The organism is uncultured Agrococcus sp. (genome assembly GCF_945915485.1).
GTDB lineage: Bacteria > Actinomycetota > Actinomycetes > Actinomycetales > Microbacteriaceae > Agrococcus.
On the sequence record NZ_CAMEFJ010000048.1, the window covers coordinates 1 to 18,862 of the forward strand.

22 protein-coding genes are annotated in these 18,862 nt (G+C 64.3%); 8 read left to right on the top strand and 14 right to left on the bottom strand.

What is annotated here, in order from left to right; translation table 11 throughout:
* Window positions 1-27: 27 nt before the first annotated feature.
* The gene (locus Q0O95_RS08825; RefSeq protein ID WP_293697492.1) at window positions 28-1,143 is read right to left on the bottom strand and encodes a M23 family metallopeptidase; all 1,116 of its coding nucleotides are present in this window, start codon (window positions 1,141-1,143) and stop codon (window positions 28-30) included.
* 272 nt (window positions 1,144-1,415) lie between these two features.
* Between Q0O95_RS08825 and Q0O95_RS08830 the strand changes: the two genes are divergently transcribed.
* Window positions 1,416-2,189, top strand: a complete 774-nt coding sequence (locus Q0O95_RS08830) for a hypothetical protein (RefSeq protein ID WP_293697494.1) — start codon at window positions 1,416-1,418, stop codon at window positions 2,187-2,189.
* Between the two features lie 36 nt (window positions 2,190-2,225).
* On the opposite strand, the gene Q0O95_RS08835 is transcribed toward Q0O95_RS08830, so the two are convergent.
* On the bottom strand, window positions 2,226-2,642 hold the full coding sequence (locus tag Q0O95_RS08835) for a hypothetical protein (protein ID WP_293697496.1): 417 nt from the start codon (window positions 2,640-2,642) through the stop codon (window positions 2,226-2,228).
* 179 nt (window positions 2,643-2,821) lie between these two features.
* On the opposite strand from Q0O95_RS08835, the gene Q0O95_RS08840 reads away from it, so the two are divergent.
* Window positions 2,822-3,070, top strand: a complete 249-nt coding sequence (locus tag Q0O95_RS08840) for a WhiB family transcriptional regulator (RefSeq protein ID WP_293697498.1) — start codon at window positions 2,822-2,824, stop codon at window positions 3,068-3,070.
* A gap of 110 nt (window positions 3,071-3,180) precedes the next feature.
* Here Q0O95_RS08840 and Q0O95_RS08845 read toward each other — a convergent pair whose 3' ends face one another.
* Genes Q0O95_RS08845 through Q0O95_RS08855 form a run of 3 tightly spaced genes read right to left on the bottom strand, consistent with a single transcriptional unit; the run spans window position 3,181 to window position 6,531 of the window.
* Window positions 3,181-4,683: a sensor histidine kinase gene (locus Q0O95_RS08845; protein WP_293697500.1), complete on the bottom strand. Its 1,503-nt coding sequence runs from the start codon at window positions 4,681-4,683 to the stop codon at window positions 3,181-3,183.
* Between the two features lie 4 nt (window positions 4,684-4,687).
* Entirely contained in the window at window positions 4,688-5,926 is a 1,239-nt protein-coding gene (locus tag Q0O95_RS08850) for a regulator (protein WP_293697502.1), read from the bottom strand.
* Complete coding sequence (locus tag Q0O95_RS08855) at window positions 5,923-6,531, bottom strand: SAF domain-containing protein (RefSeq protein WP_293697504.1); 609 nt, start codon at window positions 6,529-6,531, stop codon at window positions 5,923-5,925. Before Q0O95_RS08855 ends, Q0O95_RS08850 begins: the two co-directional genes overlap by 4 nt.
* Window positions 6,532-6,669: 138 nt before the next feature.
* On the opposite strand from Q0O95_RS08855, the gene Q0O95_RS08860 reads away from it, so the two are divergent.
* Window positions 6,670-6,918, top strand: a complete 249-nt coding sequence (locus Q0O95_RS08860) for a helix-turn-helix domain-containing protein (protein WP_293697506.1) — start codon at window positions 6,670-6,672, stop codon at window positions 6,916-6,918.
* Window positions 6,919-6,925: 7 nt separating this feature from the next.
* Here Q0O95_RS08860 and Q0O95_RS08865 read toward each other — a convergent pair whose 3' ends face one another.
* Window positions 6,926-7,501 carry a hypothetical protein gene (locus Q0O95_RS08865; RefSeq protein ID WP_293697508.1) on the bottom strand — a complete coding sequence of 192 codons (576 nt, stop codon included), beginning with the start codon at window positions 7,499-7,501 and terminating at the stop codon, window positions 6,926-6,928.
* Window positions 7,502-7,621: 120 nt separating this feature from the next.
* Here Q0O95_RS08865 and Q0O95_RS08870 point away from each other — a divergent pair, with 120 nt between their 5' ends.
* A complete protein-coding gene (locus Q0O95_RS08870; RefSeq protein WP_293697510.1) occupies window positions 7,622-8,017 on the top strand; it encodes an Rv3235 family protein in 396 nt (131 codons plus the stop codon).
* On the opposite strand, the gene Q0O95_RS08875 is transcribed toward Q0O95_RS08870, so the two are convergent.
* Window positions 8,000-8,269 carry a hypothetical protein gene (locus Q0O95_RS08875; RefSeq protein WP_293697512.1) on the bottom strand — a complete coding sequence of 90 codons (270 nt, stop codon included), beginning with the start codon at window positions 8,267-8,269 and terminating at the stop codon, window positions 8,000-8,002. The genes Q0O95_RS08870 and Q0O95_RS08875 overlap by 18 nt on opposite strands.
* On the bottom strand, window positions 8,266-9,123 hold the full coding sequence (gene mca, locus Q0O95_RS08880; protein ID WP_293697514.1) for a mycothiol conjugate amidase Mca: 858 nt from the start codon (window positions 9,121-9,123) through the stop codon (window positions 8,266-8,268). Before mca ends, Q0O95_RS08875 begins: the two co-directional genes overlap by 4 nt.
* A gap of 63 nt (window positions 9,124-9,186) precedes the next feature.
* On the opposite strand from mca, the gene Q0O95_RS08885 reads away from it, so the two are divergent.
* Window positions 9,187-9,579, top strand: coding sequence for a DUF4307 domain-containing protein (locus Q0O95_RS08885; protein WP_293697516.1), 393 nt, complete (start codon window positions 9,187-9,189; stop codon window positions 9,577-9,579).
* Window positions 9,580-9,635: 56 nt separating this feature from the next.
* Window positions 9,636-10,124, top strand: a complete 489-nt coding sequence (greA, locus tag Q0O95_RS08890; protein WP_293697518.1) for a transcription elongation factor GreA — start codon at window positions 9,636-9,638, stop codon at window positions 10,122-10,124.
* On the opposite strand, the gene ilvA is transcribed toward greA, so the two are convergent.
* Window positions 10,121-11,353: a threonine ammonia-lyase gene (gene ilvA / locus Q0O95_RS08895; protein ID WP_293697520.1), complete on the bottom strand. Its 1,233-nt coding sequence runs from the start codon at window positions 11,351-11,353 to the stop codon at window positions 10,121-10,123. The genes greA and ilvA overlap by 4 nt on opposite strands.
* A complete protein-coding gene (locus Q0O95_RS08900; RefSeq protein ID WP_293697522.1) occupies window positions 11,350-12,555 on the bottom strand; it encodes an AI-2E family transporter in 1,206 nt (401 codons plus the stop codon). The genes ilvA and Q0O95_RS08900 overlap by 4 nt, the downstream gene beginning before the upstream one ends.
* A gap of 39 nt (window positions 12,556-12,594) precedes the next feature.
* Between Q0O95_RS08900 and Q0O95_RS08905 the strand changes: the two genes are divergently transcribed.
* On the top strand, window positions 12,595-13,776 hold the full coding sequence (locus Q0O95_RS08905) for a crosslink repair DNA glycosylase YcaQ family protein (RefSeq protein WP_293697523.1): 1,182 nt from the start codon (window positions 12,595-12,597) through the stop codon (window positions 13,774-13,776).
* Here the strand turns inward: Q0O95_RS08905 and mgtE are convergent.
* Entirely contained in the window at window positions 13,773-15,131 is a 1,359-nt protein-coding gene (gene mgtE / locus Q0O95_RS08910) for a magnesium transporter (protein WP_293697524.1), read from the bottom strand. The genes Q0O95_RS08905 and mgtE overlap by 4 nt on opposite strands.
* A gap of 154 nt (window positions 15,132-15,285) precedes the next feature.
* On the opposite strand from mgtE, the gene Q0O95_RS08915 reads away from it, so the two are divergent.
* The gene (locus Q0O95_RS08915) at window positions 15,286-16,224 is read left to right on the top strand and encodes a sugar-binding transcriptional regulator (protein ID WP_293697525.1); all 939 of its coding nucleotides are present in this window, start codon (window positions 15,286-15,288) and stop codon (window positions 16,222-16,224) included.
* Window positions 16,225-16,233: 9 nt separating this feature from the next.
* Here the strand turns inward: Q0O95_RS08915 and Q0O95_RS08920 are convergent, their stop codons facing one another.
* The 3 genes from Q0O95_RS08920 to Q0O95_RS08930 form a co-directional block, all read right to left on the bottom strand.
* The gene (locus Q0O95_RS08920) at window positions 16,234-17,610 is read right to left on the bottom strand and encodes a dihydrolipoamide acetyltransferase family protein (RefSeq protein WP_293697527.1); all 1,377 of its coding nucleotides are present in this window, start codon (window positions 17,608-17,610) and stop codon (window positions 16,234-16,236) included.
* Window positions 17,610-18,602 (bottom strand): alpha-ketoacid dehydrogenase subunit beta, encoded by a 993-nt coding sequence (locus tag Q0O95_RS08925; RefSeq protein ID WP_293697529.1) that lies wholly within the window; start codon window positions 18,600-18,602, stop codon window positions 17,610-17,612. The genes Q0O95_RS08920 and Q0O95_RS08925 overlap by 1 nt, the downstream gene beginning before the upstream one ends.
* On the bottom strand, window positions 18,599-18,862 hold a 264-nt coding region (locus Q0O95_RS08930; RefSeq protein ID WP_293697531.1), incomplete at its 5' end, for a thiamine pyrophosphate-dependent enzyme. The genes Q0O95_RS08930 and Q0O95_RS08925, both read right to left, overlap by 4 nt.

Consider the following 18,862-nt stretch of genomic DNA (forward strand, 5'->3'; position numbering starts at 1 on the left):
GCGAGAGCATCCACCGCTGACCGCCGATCAGGACTCGGGAGTCTCGCTCGGGTCAGGGTCCTCAGAGGGATCGGGGTCTTCAGACGGATCCGGGTCTTCAGACGGATCCGGATCCTCCGGGTCTTCGGGGTCGTCACTCGGGTCGGGATCCTCTGGATCGTCCGGGTCTTCGCTCGGTGGCGGATCCTCGGTTTCCTCGGGCTCCTCCTCGCGAGCATGTTCGTCCGAATCAGCATCCTCTTCCTGCTGTTCGTCCTCCTCCGGCGGGAGACCGACATGGTTGTCGCTGGGATCCACTGACCAGTCTCGATCCTTGATGCCCTCGTGCTCGCGCTCGGTCACGAACACGTGGGGATCGATCGTCGAATCGTCAGCCAAGATGATCTCCATGTGCAGGTGCGGGCCGGTCGAGAATCCCGTGCTGCCGACCTCGGAGATCATCTGGTTCGGCGTCACAACCTGCCCGGGCTCGACTTTGTCTGCACCATCAAGCATGTGCGCATACAGCGTCCTGTAGCGCTCACCATCGATCATGTAGTCGATCGTCAGTACGTTTGCGCCATGCGCGTCTCGGTACTGGTACGTGACGATGCCGTACGAGATGGGATACAGAGGTGTACCGGCCGGCGCTCCGTAATCGGTGCCGTAATGCCATTTGCCTGCACGCGGCCCGTACGGGCTCGTCACCCGGGGAGAGTTATTGGTGTTGAAGGGGCTCTGCACGATGCCGTTGTCGAGCATCTGCAGCGCTTCTGCGTACTCGGAGCCTCCTCCGAAGGGGTTCCCGGACGGCTTCGGTTCCAGATCTGCCAGCGCCTGGATCTCGGCGAGCTCTTCGCGCGTGAACCCTTCGTTCTCATCAACGACCGTGACGGATCCGAGGCTGATCGTCTGCGGAGCGCTGCCGTGCGGAACAGAGACCCGCTGTGTTTCCGCCGCAGCTATCGGCGTCGACTCGGCCGGCTCGGTAGGAGCGGATGCCGTCGGCTGGAAGGCGAACACTCCCGTGACCAGTGTTACGACCGAAGCCGCGGTGATGGTGGTTCGCAGCCACGCCTGTCTGCCGGACTGCAGCGACGCTCCCAGGAGCGCGATACGGTTTGCGAAGGAAGTGTTGGCGTGCCGAGGGCGATAATGAGGCATGACTTCACCCGGCTCCTGATATCGAGCTAGCCTGCATGTTTCGCCTTCCTTCATGAAACTGTGCAGTAACGCCAAGTGTCGGGTCGAGTGCCCACAGCGGTCGAAAGCATCGACGCTCTCGACGTAGACCACGATATACGCTTACGCAGCTTTGCGCCTGTGAGTCGCATAAGAACTTTGCGCGCCCGGTCGGCCCTCCGCGACTATGAGAGCCTGGATGCGGCCCTCTGCGCGACAACACCGCACGAGGCGACGCCGAAGAAGGGGAAACCGTGACGAGCGGATGGCAGCACTCGACCGCATTCCAAGGCGGCCCGCTGACGCCGGAGCGGCTCGCGAAAGCGGTCGACTATCCGTACTGGTCTCCTCCCGCATCCTTCGTGCTGGATGTCGAGACCGGACAATGGGAAGACATCGCCGAAGGAGACCTCGGCCCCGCCGTCTCTGCGAGGGTGCCGTCGCTCGCGATCGGGTCGAATGCGGCCCCGAGCCAGTTGGAGTGGAAATTCCGCGGCAGCGTGGATGACCCGTTCGTCGTCGCGACGACGGTTGCGGTTCGCGACTACGACGTCGTCTTCGCCAACCGCATCTCTGCCTACGGCGCAATACCCGCCACGATGGTCCCGTGCCCTGGCGTGACGACCCACTTGAAAATGGTCTGGTGCACCCCGCAGCAGTTCGAATTCATGAATCGGACGGAGTCACTCGGCTCCGGCTACCGGCATACGCAGTTGCTACGGACCAGTGTCGAGTCCTCCGAATCCATTGCCGCACTCCTCGATGCCTACGAACGCTTCGACTTCTATGAGGCCATTGCCGGGCCGCTCCTGGTCGGCGACGAACCCGTCGGGATTGCGGCAGTGCACGCCGAAGGGCGCAGCTGGCCGAGCATAGCCCAAGAGTGGGCCCTGCTCTCCGTTGCGAAAGCGACCGGATTCCCGGACATCCCGAGTCTGCTCGAAACCGTCACGGCGTCGGAGGAGGCGTGGATGGCGTTCAATCGCAGGATGCGCAGCGAGCGCCCCCGTATCCCGGTCGCAGGCTAAGGGCGCACTGCCGGCAGAAGGTTGCGCTGCCGGTGCTTACTCCGTTGGAATCTCGCGTGCGAGCCACTCCGTGACGGACTTCCTGAACAGGCAGAAGAGCACGATGACAGCGGGGATGAAGAGCGCGAATGCGAGCCACATGACTCTGTTGTCGTCGTTCCAGGAACCGAGCGCCAACCCGATCTGCAGCACCTGCCACGCGAGCGCTGCACTACGCGTCCAGGCCCTGTGCTGCACCATGCCCTTGATGGTCAGGATGAGAAACGCGGCCAGGCCGAAACACACGAGCGCGAGGAACAGTGTTCCCACCAGGTGAGACCCGACTTCGCCGAATGCCTCGATCCCCACCCAGACACCGACAGCAATAGCGCCGAGGGCTTCGACGCTGAGGATCAACAGCATGATTTTGATGGTCGCCGGAGCCTGGGCAACCCCGACAGGAGCCTCGTTCACGAAAAAACCCTTGCCTCTCGCCAGGTGCTGTGGGAAACTTGATTCTTGGCAACCGCGCACGATGCCCCGTTGCCGATGGACTTCGCCTCCACCTGGGAGCTTTCGACACGATGTCGTTACCCGAAGGGTGGAGATTGTCGTGTACGCACGACTACAACACCAGAGTACAAGGAGTTTGAATGGACTGGCGCGACGACGCCGCATGCATCACGGTGGACCCTGAACTGTTCTTCCCAGTCGGGAACACCGGGCCGGCACTCGAACAGATCGAACGAGCAAAGGCCGTCTGCGGTCGCTGCCCCGTGACGGAGCAGTGCTTGCAGTACGCACTCGAGACGAACCAGGACTCCGGTGTCTGGGGCGGTCTCTCGGAAGACGAGCGCCGCGCTCTCAAGCGCCGCGCAGCCCGCGCGAGGCGCGCCGGCTGAAAGGGTAAGCGCTAAGCGCGCCCATCACGACTTCAGCGGGTCGGTCCGATGACCGGCCCGCTCATTCGTGTCCTGGAAGCCGCGCAAGCAGACGACGTTGGCGCGACCTTCTAGACCTCTTCCGGCTCCAGAAACTGCAGCGGCACCGTCACGGTGACCTCCGTGCCTCCCCCTTCGGCCGCATCCCATTCGATGGCGCCCGAGAGCTCTCCGGTAATGAGAGTCTTGACGATCTGTGTTCCGAGCCCGTTGCCGAGCGTGCCGCCCTCGAGCCCCACGCCGTTGTCGACGACCTGCACCCTAAGCGTCTCGTCCGTGCGGTCGGCGATGATCGATACGAGCCCATCCTCGGAGCCGGCCAGTCCGTGCTCGACCGCGTTCGTCACCAGCTCGGTCAGCGCCAACGCGAGCGGTGTCGCGTACCCGCTCGGCAGCACGCCGAACGAGCCGACCCGCTGCGTCCGCACGCGAGCGTTGTGCAGTGACGCGACCTCGCTCGTCAGTCTGACGGTGCGGTCGAACACCTCGTCGAAATCGACCGACTGACTAAGGCCAGTGCTGAGCGTGTCATGGACGACTGCGATGGACGCCACCCGCCGCTCCGCATTCTGGAGCGCCTCCGTCGCTTCCACCGACTCCGTTCTGCGTGACTGGATGCGCAAGAGCGCGGCCACGGTCTGCAGGTTGTTCTTGACCCGGTGGTGGATCTCGCGAATCGTGGCGTCCTTGGTGATGAGCGTCTGCTCCTGCACGCGCATCTCCGTCACATCGCGGCAGAGCATCATCGCCCCGACCCGCTCTCCGTGCCTGCGCAGCGGAATCGCGCGGATGGTGATCGTGACACCGTGCGATTCGATGTCCGTGTGCCACGGCGCTCTTCCCGTCACGACGAGGGGCAACGACTCGTCGATGTCGGCATCCTCGTCCAGCAGCTCCGTCGTGACCTCCGCCAGCGATCTGCCCTCGAGTTCTTCTTCGAAGCCCATACGGGCGAAGGCGCTGAGCGCGTTGGGGCTCGCGAACGTCACAATGCCGTCACGGTCGAGTCGCATCAAACCGTCGGATGCGCGGGGCGCGCCCTGCTTCGGCGACGACGGGGCCGTCAGGTCGGGGAAGTCGGCGGTCGTCATCATCGCGAACACCTCGTTCGCAAGCTCTCGGAACGACAGTTCCTGTCTGCTGGGCGTTCGTGCCTGACCGAGGTTCGAGTGCCGCGTGATAACGGCGAGGGGGCGCTCGGTTACGTCCAAGCTCTCGGGTGAGAGCCGCCTGACGACAGGAACCGCCCGGATACGAGTCTCGCGCATGGGAGACCCGCTCGTGTCGACGACGTCGACGATCCGAACCGTCTCTTGCGCCTCATCAACGGCGCGTCGCCACGACGTGCGGATCTCCTGGCCCACGATGTCGCGGTAGAACAGGGTTCCGGAGCTCGAGGGGCGAACGTGCGCGGCCGCTATCCATTCTTCGTCGGTGTTTCTGACCCACATGACGAGATCGGAGAAGGACATGTCCGCGAGCAGTTGCCATTCACCCACGATGGAGTGCAGCCACTGGCTATCGAGTTCGGACGCCTCGGTATCCCGCCGGAGAATCGCTCGGAGTGTGGACACCAGTTCAGTGTATCCATGCGGGGAGCGGTAGCCGGCGCCGGCGCCGCTCACGGCCCTCCCTCCTGGCTCTCCTGGTGACACGCTCTTCTTCCGGCAGCAGTTCCTGTGCCGTTTCCGTCATACGACGCCGCAACAGCGACCTCGGCGCAGCCTCCCGCAGCGACTGCCCCGCTATCAGCGCCGCGTCGGTCGCCGAGCGATCCAGCGGCCAGAGACCGAACGGAGTCACGGACGCAAATCGTTCGAGCGTTTCCGTGACGCCCATCTGCGGCGCGAGTCCGGACGTGCCGGTACGAACGCCGTTCACAACGACCCGGATGCGACGTGGATCGACGATGTCGGCGAGTTCGGGATACGCACGAAGAAAGCGCGTCATGCCAACGGGATCGGCACCCGCGATCGCGACGACGGTATCCGCGGCCTGCAGCGCAGCAATCGTGGCGGCGTTGCGCCTCGGAGCGTGGATGTCACTCGATACGAGATCGTCGCACTCCAGACAGGCAGCGACATCGACGACCGTGAACCGCTTCCAGCTCCGGCACTCGGCAAGCACGTTCGTGACGCGGTCCGCCGCAAGCTCGGGCCATCGGTCCGATCTCGAGATACCCGTCAGAACACTGAGGACGTGGCCGCCGGCCTCATGGGTTGCGGCAACGCGCTCGAGTTCTGCGACGGTCAGGCTCCCCTGCTTGGCGAGTCGAGCCGCTGCCGCGAACCCCGGCGATTCATCGAGCAGAGAAAGCGAAGGAGCAACGGAAGCGGCATAGGTGTCGGCATCGACGAGCGAGCAGGATGCCCCTCCTGCAGCGAGCTCACTCGCGATGCCGATGGCTGCCGTCGTGCGACCGGGGGCTCCGTGAGTTCCCCACACCGTAATGACGGAACCGCGTTCCGGTTCGGCCTCCTCCGGCAGCGGGCCCTCGCACAGCCGCGCGATCTGCTCGAACCCCGAGTCGTCCTGCGTGACCTGCACGCCCATCCCGCGGGCGCGTTCATGCTCGTGCGTGCTCTTCGCCAGGGCGAGGATCCGGATTCCGGCAGCGTCCGCCGCAGCGACGAGGTCCCCGTTCAGGAACCGTTCCGACGCGCCGACGAGCACGATGTCAACCCTTGCCGATCCGAGCCGGCCGATCAACTCCGCAGGAGTGCCGGCGCGAATCGCAACGTCGTGGCCGTGCGATACCGCTTCCGCTGCGACGCGTTCCTCGAGATCGAGATCCAGCGCGAGCGCGAAGACGATCATCGTCGATCCTGCGGAGTGTCGGGAACCAGGTGCATCGCATGGCCGCTGGACATCGCGTGCAAGAGACCGCCCGTATCGCCGCTCGGCACCAGAAGCTCCACCTGCACGGTCTGCGCCGTCGAGATCAACCCGTCGTTCGTGTGCACAGCGGCGATGACAGCATCGTCGACCAGCACGCGCGGGGTCGCGTAGGTGCTCCCGTCGAGCTGCTCGGCGGCCCATACGTCCACGACGGCACCGCGGGTGACGCCGTCGGGAAGCGGCCCATCAACCGTGACGACGACTCGGCTGCGTTCCGCGAGCGCCGCATCCGCCACGGCACTCACCGGGATGAGCTCGCCGGCCTCAAGGGGTCTCGTCACGACTCCTCCGATCGGCGATTCCTCCCGGTCGTGATAGAGGTCCTGGGACGAATCGAGCTGCACTCTCGCGAGCGCAACGTCGTCTGCCGTCAAGACATCGCCCGGAACGACCGAGTTCGAAACGGACCACACCTCGTGCGTCCGGTTCGAGGCGGACACGACGAAGACCACTGCGGCGACGGAGGCGACGACGAGGAGCATCCCGATGAGCAGTCTCGGATCAAGCCATCGTTTGGTCTTCATAGCACCCTCGCATTCTTCGCGCACGTAGCGCCGTGTTGCTTCAACGCTGGCACAACCGGTGCACTCGGCAGCGGGAGTTTTCCACAGGGTGCGGTGTCGCACTCCCCTCAGCCAGCCAGTTGCCCCACAATGGGTGTCATGACATCAGTAGAACGCCACTTCTCACCGTCCGACGTGGCCGAACTGCTCCAGCTCGAGGTCAGCGAGGTCTTCGAGCTCATCGACACGGGTGAACTACCGGCCGTGAAGATCTCCGGCAAGGTGCGGGTCTCCGGCAGCGCCCTCGAACAGCTCCTGGAGCACCGACAAGAGGCTCAGCGCCGCGCATCACTCTGGCAGCAGTCGCAGACGGCGAGCATCGCCGACCTGTTCGGTCAGCGTTCGTAACAGCGGCTCAGGGCTGCAGCCGGATCCAGCCGACAGCAGCGAACGGAACGATCTGGATGTGCGTCACATTGCCGCGCGCGCGAATGGTCCCGCAGTCGTGGGCGGCGACGTCGAAGTGATCTCGCCCGACACGGTCGATCGTGCCGCCGACGGGCTGAGGAGCCTCGACGCGCACCCACGTTCTTCGCCTGGCGAAGTCTCGCAGCACGTATCCGAAGCTCAGGCGCTCGGCGAGCCGGAACCGCTCATCGTCGGCGGGCAGCGCTGCCTCGTATGCCGATTGCTCGTCAAGTCTCAGCCCGGCGATAGACGAGAACGGGACAACCGCGCCCGTTCCGGCGGGCGCGCCTTCCAGCACCTCACCGCTCAGCCAATCTCGGCCCACCGCGAGCGGTTGCAGCCGTAATCGGCAACCGTCGCGCAGGCCCGCCTCAATGGACCCGGGCGCCCGGCGAATCCGGTGCCGCAACTCGAGCTTTCCGAGACGAAAACGCTCCTCTTCGTCGGCGACTTCCCGGCGAACGGCACCTAGCTCCGACTCAAGCTGACTCTCGAGATCATCGAAGAGGTCATCGAAGCGCATATCCAAAAGGTACCCCGAGTGTCAAGCCTTTGCCTAGTTATCCACAGGGGAGAACTCCCCCTTGTTCTCGAACTCCCGGAGCGGGTTGAATCTTTCGCACGGAAGTTTCAGGAGACAACGATGTCCACAGCAGCCAAACACAGCAGTCGGCGGGCGACCGTCACGAAGGAGTCAGAACTACCGGATCCCGAGCCTCTCGTCGAGCGCCTTTCCCTGTGCGTTACCGAGATTCTGCTCGGTGTCCGTCAGCCGGAGCAGGTCGCGCGCTGGCTCGACGAAGACACGTATCTGCACCTGCTGCATCGCGTTCTGAGCGTTCGAAGGATGCGGGAGACGATGCGCAAGAAGCCTCCCGTCGGCATCGAGATGAGTATCCAGTCGCTCCGTTGCATTCGCATTGGCGATGCGGTCGAAGCCGTGACCATCATCACGACTCCCGCGCGGGGCAGGGCGGTCGCTATGCGACTCGAACCTCGAGGCGGCCGCTGGCGAGCGACGTCACTTGTCGTTCTCTGACGACTCTCCCTGCTCGGCGAGTTCGGCGAGGATCTTGTCTCTCGCCTGCTGGCGATAGTTGATGCGCCGCACTCTGCGATTCATATCGAACGCGAGCAGCACGGCCGCGATCCCGATGAGCGCCATGACCGCAAAGCCGATAACACCCGGGGTGACGGTGTTCGGGTCCGGTGTCTCCGGTGGCAGCGATGGGTCCTGCGCCGTCAGTGCCTGCAGTTTCCAAGCCGCTTCGAACAGTGGGGACGCAGTCATTCGTCGTCCTCGATCCCCTCGAACAACGAGGTCTCTCCTTCGGTGGTTTCCACGAGCGAGGAAACCAATTCGTAATCGTCTGTCGGCCAGGCGCGCCGAATCACGTCGTGGGGCCAGAAGAAGAACCACGCGTCGTCGGGAATCTGGCACGCGTGGGCACGCAGTGCGTCGTCCCTCGCCTGGAGGTGGTCGCTCACGTCAACACTCGTCGTGATGCTGACATCGCGTCCTGACCGTGAGCGCTCCCATTCGCGCATGAGAGCAAGGCGGTTCGACTCGGGGTCGTACTGCTCGTAGTCTTCGAGCAGCGCTCGCAGTCGAGGAGCATTCATGGCGCGGTCGTAGTAGATCTTCTGCACCCGCCACGGTTCGCCGAGTTCCGGGTGCTCGTCGGAACCGGCGACTTCAGCAGCCCGCATTGAGATCTCGTGGGTGCGAATGTGGTCGGGGTGCGGGTAGCCGCCGTTCTCGTCGTAGGTCACGAGAACGTGAGGCTTCAGGCGGCGGATGATCCGCACGAGCGGCAGCATCGAGACATCGACGGGAATCGTGGCGAACGACATGGGCACGAGCGGCTCGTCCTCGGGCGGCAGGCCGGAGTCGCGGTAACCGAGCCAGATGTGGTCGATGCCGAGGGCGCGCTGCGACTCCGCCATCTCGGAACGCCGGTAGCCGGTCAGATCGCGGTGCACTGCCGGAAACTCTGCGATTCGATCGTTCAGTACGTCGCCTGCCTCACCTCCTGTGCATGTAACGACCGTGACCCGATGTCCTTCTGCGGCATAGCGCGCGAGTGTTCCTGCGCCCTTGCTCGCCTCGTCATCGGGATGCGCGTGAACCGCGAGCATGCGCATGCGGACCTCCCCGGGAGATAGGCTGTAACTGGTACGAACATCCATCCTCCCACGAAAGAGCCCATGACCACCCTTGATGTTCGCTATGGACGCACGAAACAGCGTCGGCGGCGTGGAATTCTGATCGCGATCATCGCCGGCGCATCCATCGCTCTGGTGATGGGACTCTGGGTCGCCTGGGCCGGTGTCGGCGATTCCTCCGCCATGGTCGAGTCGCGGACGGTCGCACGCGAGACGCTCAACGACCACGAGATGCAGGTCACGTTCGAGGTGTCGACGCACGGTGAGGTCGGCGTTGACTGCGCCGTTCTGGTCGTCAACGATATGAACTCGCCCGTCGGCTGGACGATCGTGCCCGTAGCGACGGATGAGCAGCGGACGCAGGTCGAGTCGGTCGTCGTGACGACAAGCGAGCCCCCGGCCAACGGGATGGTCTATCGCTGCTGGATCCCGTAGACTACCCTGAATGACCGGCCCGATCGGGTCGGTTTATTTGTAGTCCAGGAGCAACGATGACTGATACCACCGACACGTGGCTGAGCCAGGAAGCGTACGACCGCCTTACCGCGGAGCTTGAAGAGCTCACTACCACCGCGCGCGCCGATATCGCGAAACGCATCGAGGAAGCGCGCGAAGAGGGGGATCTGAAGGAGAACGGCGGATACCACGCCGCAAAGGACGACCAGGCGCAGATCGAGGCGCGCATAACGCAGCTCACCCAGCTGCTGCGCACTGCGAACGTCAGCGACGCACCGAAGGCCTCTGGCACGGTGGAACTGGGCACGGTTGTACGGGCTACCATCGCCGGTGAAGAAGAGAAGTTCCTCGTCGGCAACCGCGAAATCATGGAACCGGGTAACAATCTCGACGTCTACAGCGAGTCGAGCCCGCTCGGAGCAGCGATCGTCGGTCTGAAGATCGGCGACAAGACCTCCTACGAGGCCCCTAACGGCAACCAGATCACCGTCGAGGTGCTCGACGTCGAAACGTACCGCGGCTAGCGCCCTGCCGGTTTGATCTGCGGATCGTAACCGGCGCGGCTGAGCGCTTCGACGACCTGTTTGGAGTGCTCGACGCCGCGCGTGGTCAATGACAGGTCAAGCGTGACGTCGAGGATGCCCGTCCACTCGTCGTGCTGTGTGTGCAGCACTTCGACGACGTTCGCGCCCTCGTCGGAGACGATCTGCGAGATGATCGCGAGCTGGCCGGGGCGATCGGGCAGCGATAGCCGCATCGTGAGATAGCGCTGGGATGCCGCGAGCCCTCTCGCGATGACGCGCTCCATGAACATCGGGTCGATATTGCCGCCCGAGAGCAGCACAACGGTGTTGCCGGTATTCTGCACCAGCCCCTGCATGATGGCGGCGACACCCGCCGCTCCGGCCGGTTCGACGACGAGTTTCGCTCGCTCGAGCAGAACGATGAGTGCTCCCGCGATGTCGTCGTCATCGACGGTCAGCACTTCGTCGACGTAGTCGCGAACGGCTTCGAACGGGAGGTCGCCGGGGCGCGAAACGGCTATGCCGTCTGCGATCGTCGGCTTGATCGCGATCGTCGTCGGCTCGCCTTCCTTCAGCGACTCGACGAACGCTGCCGCTCCGGCCGATTGCACGCCGATGACCCTGATGTCCCTGCCCAGTTGCTTCGCTCGCTCTTTCAGGGCGATTGCAACACCGGAAACGAGACCACCCCCTCCGATCGGCACGATGACGGTTTCGACATCGGGAGCCTGTTCCAGGATCTCCAGACCGACGGTTCCCTGCCCGGCGATGATCGAGGGGTGGTCATATGGCGGCACGAAGATCGCGCCGGTCTCACGCACGAACTCCAGCGCCGCGGCGAGCGTCTCCTGGAACACGAGGCCGCGCATCTGGATGTCGGCGCCGTAGTCGCGAGTCGCCTGCCATTTGGGCAGAGCGGCACCGTGCGGCATGAAGATCGTCGATTTGATGCCCAGAGAAGTGGCGGCGTAGGCGACGCCCTGTGCATGGTTGCCCGCAGATGCCGCGACGACGCCACGTTCGCGCTCTTCTTCGCTCAGTTCCGAAAGCAGGTTGTACGCGCCCCTGATCTTGTAGGCGCCCGTACGCTGCAGATTCTCGCATTTGAGGTGCACGGTATCGCCCAGCTTCGAGGACAGGAACCGCGACAGCTCCATAGGAGTTTCTTGAATTACGCCCTCGACGCGTTCGCGAGCCAGTTCGATATCGGCCAGTGTTGGCAGCGTCATTCGCTAACATCCTTGTCTTTGGCTGCTTCCGACCCTTGGGTCGTTTCCTTCGCCTGCGGGATGATTCTGGGGAGCCCCTCCGCCGGCACCTTCTTCCACGATCCGGTCGCGAGCGCCTTTATGAACACGTTGAGGAACGCGACGACCGGGACCGCCAGCACGGCACCCGCGAGACCGGCGATGATCGTGCCGCCAGTAACGGCGAAAACGATCGCGAGCGGGTGGATCTTGACGGCGCTGCCCATGATGAGCGGCTGCAGTGCGTGGCTCTCGACCTGCTGCACGAGCAGCACGATGCCGAGCATGATCACGGCCGGCCAGAACCCGGCCACGATGAGCACGATCAACGTTGCGAGCGCGCCGGTCAGAATGGCACCGATGAACGGGATGAACGACCCGAGGAACACGAGAATGATCACGGGGATGATGAGCGGGATCTCTTCGAAGAACAGGCTCAGAATCCACATTCCGAGGCCGATACCCAGGGCATCGATCGCGGCGACGAGCACCTGCACGCGCACGAAGTTGCCGAGTGTCGCCCATCCGAGTCGGCCCGATTTGTCCGTTGCGGGCTGCGCACGCCTCGGCAGCAGGCCGACGATCCAGCGCCAGATCCGCTTGCCGTCGTAGAGCACGAAGATGGACGCGAAGAGCGCGAGCAGCATGCCGGTGACGAACACGCCGACGCTGGAGCCGACCGACAGCACCTGTGTGAAGACGCTTCGCAGGTCGGATTGCAGGAAGCTCAGGAACTCGCCGAGGTAGTACTCGAGGTCTTCGTCGGTGACGTGCAGGGGAGATTCGAGCATCCATTGCCGGAAGCTGTTCCAAGAATCGAGCGCACGGTCCTGCAGCGCGTCGTAGCCGGCGCGGATCTGACTGAACGCTACCCAGAACAACGAGACGATGACCGCAATCAGGAAGAGCAGCATACCCGCGACAGCGAGGCCCTTCGGCACTTTGTTCTTGACCATCCACTCGACGGAGGGCTCCAACAGCGCTGCGAGCAGGATGGCCACCATGAGTGGAATCACGAGCACGCTGAATGTAGAGATCAAGAACATGAGCAGCGCGAGCACCGCGGCGATCACGACAAAACGCCATGCCCACGCTCCTGCCACGCGCATGCCCATGGGCACATACGCGTTCAGATCATCGCCTGCTTGCCCAGGCTCCTGTTGCCGCGTGCGGAAAAAACGCATGCGTCCATGCTAATCCCGCTCACGAACTAGCCTGGCCATATGCCCGAAACGATTAGCGCAAAGACTGCCAGAGCAATCGCCCTCGACGCCCAGGGACTCACCCGCCCGGCGTCCCCGGGGCTACGCGGGCAACGAACCGCGCTCGAACGAATCGGCTTGCTGCAGCTCGACTCGGTGAACGTGTACGAACGGAGTCACTACACGGTTGCAGCGGCGCGCACGCAGTGGGGTTCGAAGCACGACCTCGACAGGATGGTGCACCACGACCACCGCGTGCGAAAGGCCGGGAACGTCACAGAGACGTGGGCACACCAAGCGGCGCTCATTCCGCTGCACGATCTTCCTCTGTTCGAGTTCCGGGAGCGTGCATTCCTCGAGCAGAACCCAGAGTTCTTCTCGGAGAACGCCGCACTGCACCGCGAGATTCTCGCACAGTTTCGCGATCTTGGCCCATTATCCACAAGCGAGATCGAACACGAGGAGAACGTGCGGCTTCCCGGCGGCTGGTGGAACAAGAACCTCGTGCACCAATCGGTGTCCATGCTGTTTCTCTCGGGTCAGCTTGTAGTGACGGGGCGACGACGTTTTGAGCGTGTACTGGATCTTCGAGAGCGAGTAGCTCCCGAAGCCACGTCGGTGACCCGCCAAGAACAGGTACTCGAACTCATGCGCCGTGCGTCCATCTACCTCGGAGTCGCGACGCTGGATGATTTACGCGACTACTTCCGCATCCGCTATCTCACGGAGGCCCGGGATGCGCTGCACACGCTCATCGAGCGCGGAGAAGTGCAGGAAGTCGCGGTTCACGGATGGGACAGGCCCGCCTATCTCGCCGCCGGCCAGCGGCTCGCTCGTTCGCTGAATGTCGACGCACTGCTCTCGCCGTTCGATCCGCTCGTCTGGTATCGCCCCCGAGCAGTGCGGCTGTGGGGCTTCGAATACCGCATCTCGATCTACACGCCGGAGCACAAGCGCGAACACGGGTACTACGTACTGCCGGTCATGATCGGTGGTGAGATTGTCGGCCGCGTCGATCTCAAGCGTGACCGCAAGGCAGACGCCCTGCTCGTGAGGCATGCCAACATCGAACCGTCGCATGCTCACCGGGAGGCCGAGCTCACTCCTCGGCTGGGCGCGCTGCTGCGCGAGTCGGCCGACTGGCATGGTCTATCCGATGTTCATACCAACGAGGTGGTTGGCACCTGGTCACTGCCGCGCTAGAGCCCCAGAACGGTGATCGCCACCGTGAAGTAGACAAGGAGACCGGAAGCGTCGCAGAACGTCGCGATGAAGGGCGTCGAGAACACCGCCGGGTCCACTTTGCAGGCGCGACCGACGATAGGAATAACCCCTCCCACCGTCGCCGCGAGCGGCAGGTTGATGAGCAGCGTCAACGCGAGGACAGCGCCGATGCCGAAGCCGTAGAAGAGCCATCCGAGCGATAGCGCGAGAGCCGCCAACGGCACTGCGAGGAGCAGGCCGGTGCGGGCCTCCTTGAAGGCGACCCTTCCGACGTCCCGCAGCTCGATATCGTCAAGCGCGAGGGCTCGCGTCACCGTCGTGGCAGCTTGCGAACCCGTGTTGCCGCTGATGCCTATCAGCAGTGGCACGAACAGCGCTAGCGCAACCTGCTGCTCAATTGTCGCTTCGAAGATCTCCAGCACGTTCACCGTCAGGATCGCGGAGACCGCGAGCACCAAAAGCCAGACGATGCGAGCCCGTGCGATACGCGAAACCGGTGTCACGATGTACGACCTGCGCAGACGCTCGCTCGCCCCCGCGCGAGCGTGGTCTTCGTCAACCGCCTGCCTGTCGATTCGAGCGGCATCGCTGATCGGCAGCATGCCGACGAGTCGCTGTTCGCTGTCGACAACGGGGAGCGAGAGCACCCCGCGATCGAGCGCCTCGCGCGCCGCCTGCTCGTCTCCGTCACCCGTCATCGCGAACACCGGGTCTGAGTCGGAGAGTTCACGCACGACCGCTTCGGAATCCGCGCGCATCAGGATGACCGGATCGACCGTGCCCACAAGCTTGCGATGGCTGCCGAGCACCGGGATGACGGCGAGATCCTCCGAGTCGACGTCGCTGGAGCGGATGCGCTGCAGGACGGCACCGGCCGTCTCTCCGCGGTGTGCGACGACGTGGGCTGACGACATGCGACGACCGACGGAGCCCTGCGGGTAGCCCAGCAGAGTCATGGCCGGCCCGAGGTCTTCGTCGTCGACCGAAGCGAGTACCTGCTTCGCGACCCGCGCCGGCAGCTCATCGATCAACGACGTCTGCTCATCCGGGTCGAGGGAAGAGAACACGGTCGCGACCTGCTCGGCGCTGAGCCCTCGGACGATGTCCGCCTGCACTGCGGGGGCGAGGTCGTCGAACACCTCGATCGAGATATCCTTCGGCAGGAGCCGGAAGAGCACGACGGAGTCGCCGATCTGCGCGTCGGTCAGAAGCTCCTCGAGCTCCCGGAAGCTGAGACTCTCTGCGAGCTCAGAGATCTTCCGCAGGTCGGGCTGCTGCACGAGAGCGCGCAGTTCTTCCCGTGTGAGGGGCGTCACATTGAACTTCTCCGACATGTCAACACCCTCCGAACTCGACACTTCGCATCGGTACAACCAGAGCGAATCCGCCAGCGTCTCCAGCGTAGTCAAGCTTGCGGACAAAGGCACCGATCACCCCGTATGCACCAAGCGCTATAGAATCGCATGATCAACGACTAAGGAGCCGCAGATGCCCTCAGCTCGATCGCGAGACATGCTCGTCCGAGCAGCAACGCTGTATTACATGGATGGCCGCTCGCAGGCGGAGGTGGCCGCTGCGATGGGAGTATCGAGGTCGAACGTCTCCCGGATGCTCACCGATGCGAGGCGACTCGGCATCGTTGAGATAACGATCCACGATGCTCAAGGCCGCGCGAACGAACTTGAGGCTCAAGTACGGGAACGCACAGGCATGCAGGACGTCATCGTTGCTCGCGGCACCGACCGCAATCTCGCACGCGTGGGAGCTCTCGGAGCGGAGTGGCTGCTCGATCATGCGCCTCGCGAGGGCCGTATCTCCGTGTCTTGGGGAGCGTCGGTACAGGCGGTCGTCGATGCGGTCGAACCCGGTACGTCACTGCCCGGGCTCGAGATCCTGCCCTTGGTCGGCGGCCTTTCGACCGTGGACTCCGCGAGCGACGGCAACGTACTCGTGCGGTCACTCGCGACCAGGCTGGGGGCAAGGCATCGCAGACTCTACGCGCCGGCGGTCGTCGAATCGGAGCAGCTCAGAGACGGATTGCTATCGGAGTCCACGATCCGGTCCGTGCTCGACGATGCAGCAGGAGGGGACCTCGCAATCGTGGGCGTCGGCGCAGTCGGTGCCGGTGCCTCAAAAGCGATCGTCGAATCGGTTTCGCTCAGCAGCAGCGACCGCACAGCGTTCGAGAACTCCCGAGTCGTCGGCGACTGCTGCACCCGGTTCTACGATGCGCAGGGCAGACAGACCGACACTCCCCTCGACCGCAGGGTCGTAGCCATAGAGCTCGAGAAGCTCGCGCGAATCCCCACGGTACTCGCGGTCGCCGCCGGTGCCAGGAAGGCGCGGGCGGTACAGGCGGGCATAACGGGCGGACTCTACGACGTGCTCATCATCGATGAGCCCCTCGCCGAGGCGTTATTGGACTGATTTCCCCGCTTACAGCAGGCGACGCGGATCGGCGACGATTTCGCTAAGCTCCTGCAGCGCGCGTGCCGCATCGGCACCGTCAGCGACACGATGGTCGACGGTCAGCCCAACGGTACACATCAGCCGTACTCCGAATGAACCGTCATCCGCCGCAAGCACGCGTCGATCGACCGAACCCGCACTCAACGCCGTAGCGTGAGGCGGAGTGATGAGCGCGTTGAACTGGCGCACGCCCAGACCCCCCAGGTTCGAGAAGACGGTCGTGCCTCCCGCGAGATCATCCGGGTTCAACGTCGACTCACGCGCTTTGGATACGAGCCCCGCGACCTCCCGTGCGACTTCCTCCAGCGACCGCTGATGCGGATCGCGGACGACGGGGGCAACCAGTCCATCCGGCGAATCGACGGCGAGAGCGACGCCGATGCCGTCGTCTGGATCGACGCCGCCATCAGCCGCCCAGCGGCCGAGCAGGGCCGGGACCGAGGCGAGCGCCAGAGCCTGTGCGCGAACGAGCACTGCAGTCCAGCTCGCGCCTCCGAGCTCTGTCTTGCGGACCCTGTCGATGGCGCCGAGATCGAGGTCTCTCCATGCGGTGAACTGCGGGACGCCGGCACTCGCTTCCATTGCCTTCGCCACCTGCTGCCGCAAGCGTTCACGACGGTTCGCGGGCTTGCGGCGCTTCGGGGGCGCCTCGGCGGTCGCTGCCGGAGCCGGATAGGACTGAGCAGGCTGAGCCGAGGCAGTGCCAGCCGGCTCGGCGTGAACAAGTGCGGCGAGCCGTTGCAAGGCAGACTCGACCTCGCCGAAAGCGCTCTGCAGGTCTCCCGGCTTCCGGCCCGGTGAGTCCGGGGAAACGGCGGCAGTGGACGACGCCGAGGATGCGCCTCCTCCCGTCGCTTCGACATCCGCGACTCGCCTGGCTCCCCAGGCGCCCGTGCCCTGCACCGAAGCAAGGTCGATGCCTCTCTCCCTGGCCAGTTTCCTGGCCGCAGGCACGGCTGCTGGCCAATCGTCGGGCGCGGTATCGGAAGTTGACGGCGCAGTGTCCGTCGATGTCCGGGCTTCCGACGTCGATTCGGGCTCCTGTGTCGCCGCGGCTTCCGGCTCCGGCTCGCCGTCGAACAACCCTCCGAGGAGGTCATCGGACTCCGACTCGATGATGCCGATCGGCGCCCCGACCGCAACCACGTCATCCGGCTGCGCGAGATGCTCCGCCAGCTTCCCGTCGTAGGGTGATTCGACCTCCATGTCGACCTTGTCGGTCGTAACCTCAGCAACGGGCTCACCGGAGCGGACTTCGTCGCCAGGCTGCTTGAGCCAGACGACCATGGTGCCCTCCTCCATGGTCATCGACATCTTGGGCATCGTCAGTTCGAGGCGCTTCATTACCACTCCTTCACAAGCGAGGAGGCTTCGCGCACGATGTCTTCGATCTGCGGGACCGCTGCCCGCTCGAGCTGCGGTGCGTACGGGATGGGAACATCGAGTCCGCAGAGCCTGCGAACAGGTGCCTTGAGGTGAACGAACGCCTCGCCCTCTGCGATCAGGGCCGAGACCTCCGCCATGAAGCCGAGGGTCTTGACCGCCTCCTGCACCAGCAGCACTCGTCCGGTGCGCGTCACCTCGGCCAGGATGGTGTCGGTATCGAGCGGCTTCAGCGTTCGGGGGTCGACCACGGTCGCGTCGATGCCCTGCGCCTCGAGCTGCTCCGCCGCTTCCAGCGCTCTCGAGACCATGACACCCGTTGCGACGATCGTGAGGTCATCTCCGCTCCTGCGTACCTCGGCCTTGCCGATCGGTGTGCGGACATCGCCCCCGGCGCGCACCTCCCCGCTCGTCTTGTAGAGGAGCTTGTGCTCGAGCACGATGACGGGGTTCGGATCGTCGATCGCGGACAGCAGCAGCCCCTTCGCGTCGTCGGCGGTTGCCGGCATGACCACTTTGAGACCCGGGATGTGCGCGAACCAGGCTTCAAGGGACTGCGAGTGCTGCGCGGCCGCTCCCGTGCCCGAACCGCCCGGTGCCCTGATGACCATTGGCACGGTCACCTCGCCACCGAGCATGAAGTGAATCTTCGCCGCCTGGTTCGCGATCTGATCCATCGCCTGCGCCGTGAAGTCGGAGAACTGGATCTCGACGATGGGCCGCATGCCCGTGAGCGCTGCGCCGACGCCCGCGCCGACGATGCCGAGTTCCGAAATCGTTGTATCGCGAACGCGATCGGTACCGATCTCGTGAACAAGATCGCCGGTGACGCCGAAAGCTCCTCCATAGACCCCGACATCTTCACCCATGAGGAAGACGTTTTCGTCGGCGAGCATCGCCTGCCGCATGCCGTCGCGTACTGCTTCGGCGTATGTCATTTCAGTCTTGGTCATCGGTCTGCCTCCGCATATACGGCGTCCAGTAGGTCATCAGCGTTCGCGTCGGCACCCTTCGTCGCCTCGACGACCGCGTCGCGCAGCGCACTCCGTACTCGATCCTGGACGCTGTCGATCCCTTCCTGATCCAATGCGCCGGCCTTGAGCGCCTCATCCTCGAATCGTCCGATCGGGTCTTTCGTGCGCCACTCGTCGATCTCTTCACGAGTTCTGTACAGGTTCTTGTCGCTCTTCGAGTGCCCGCGCCAACGATAGGT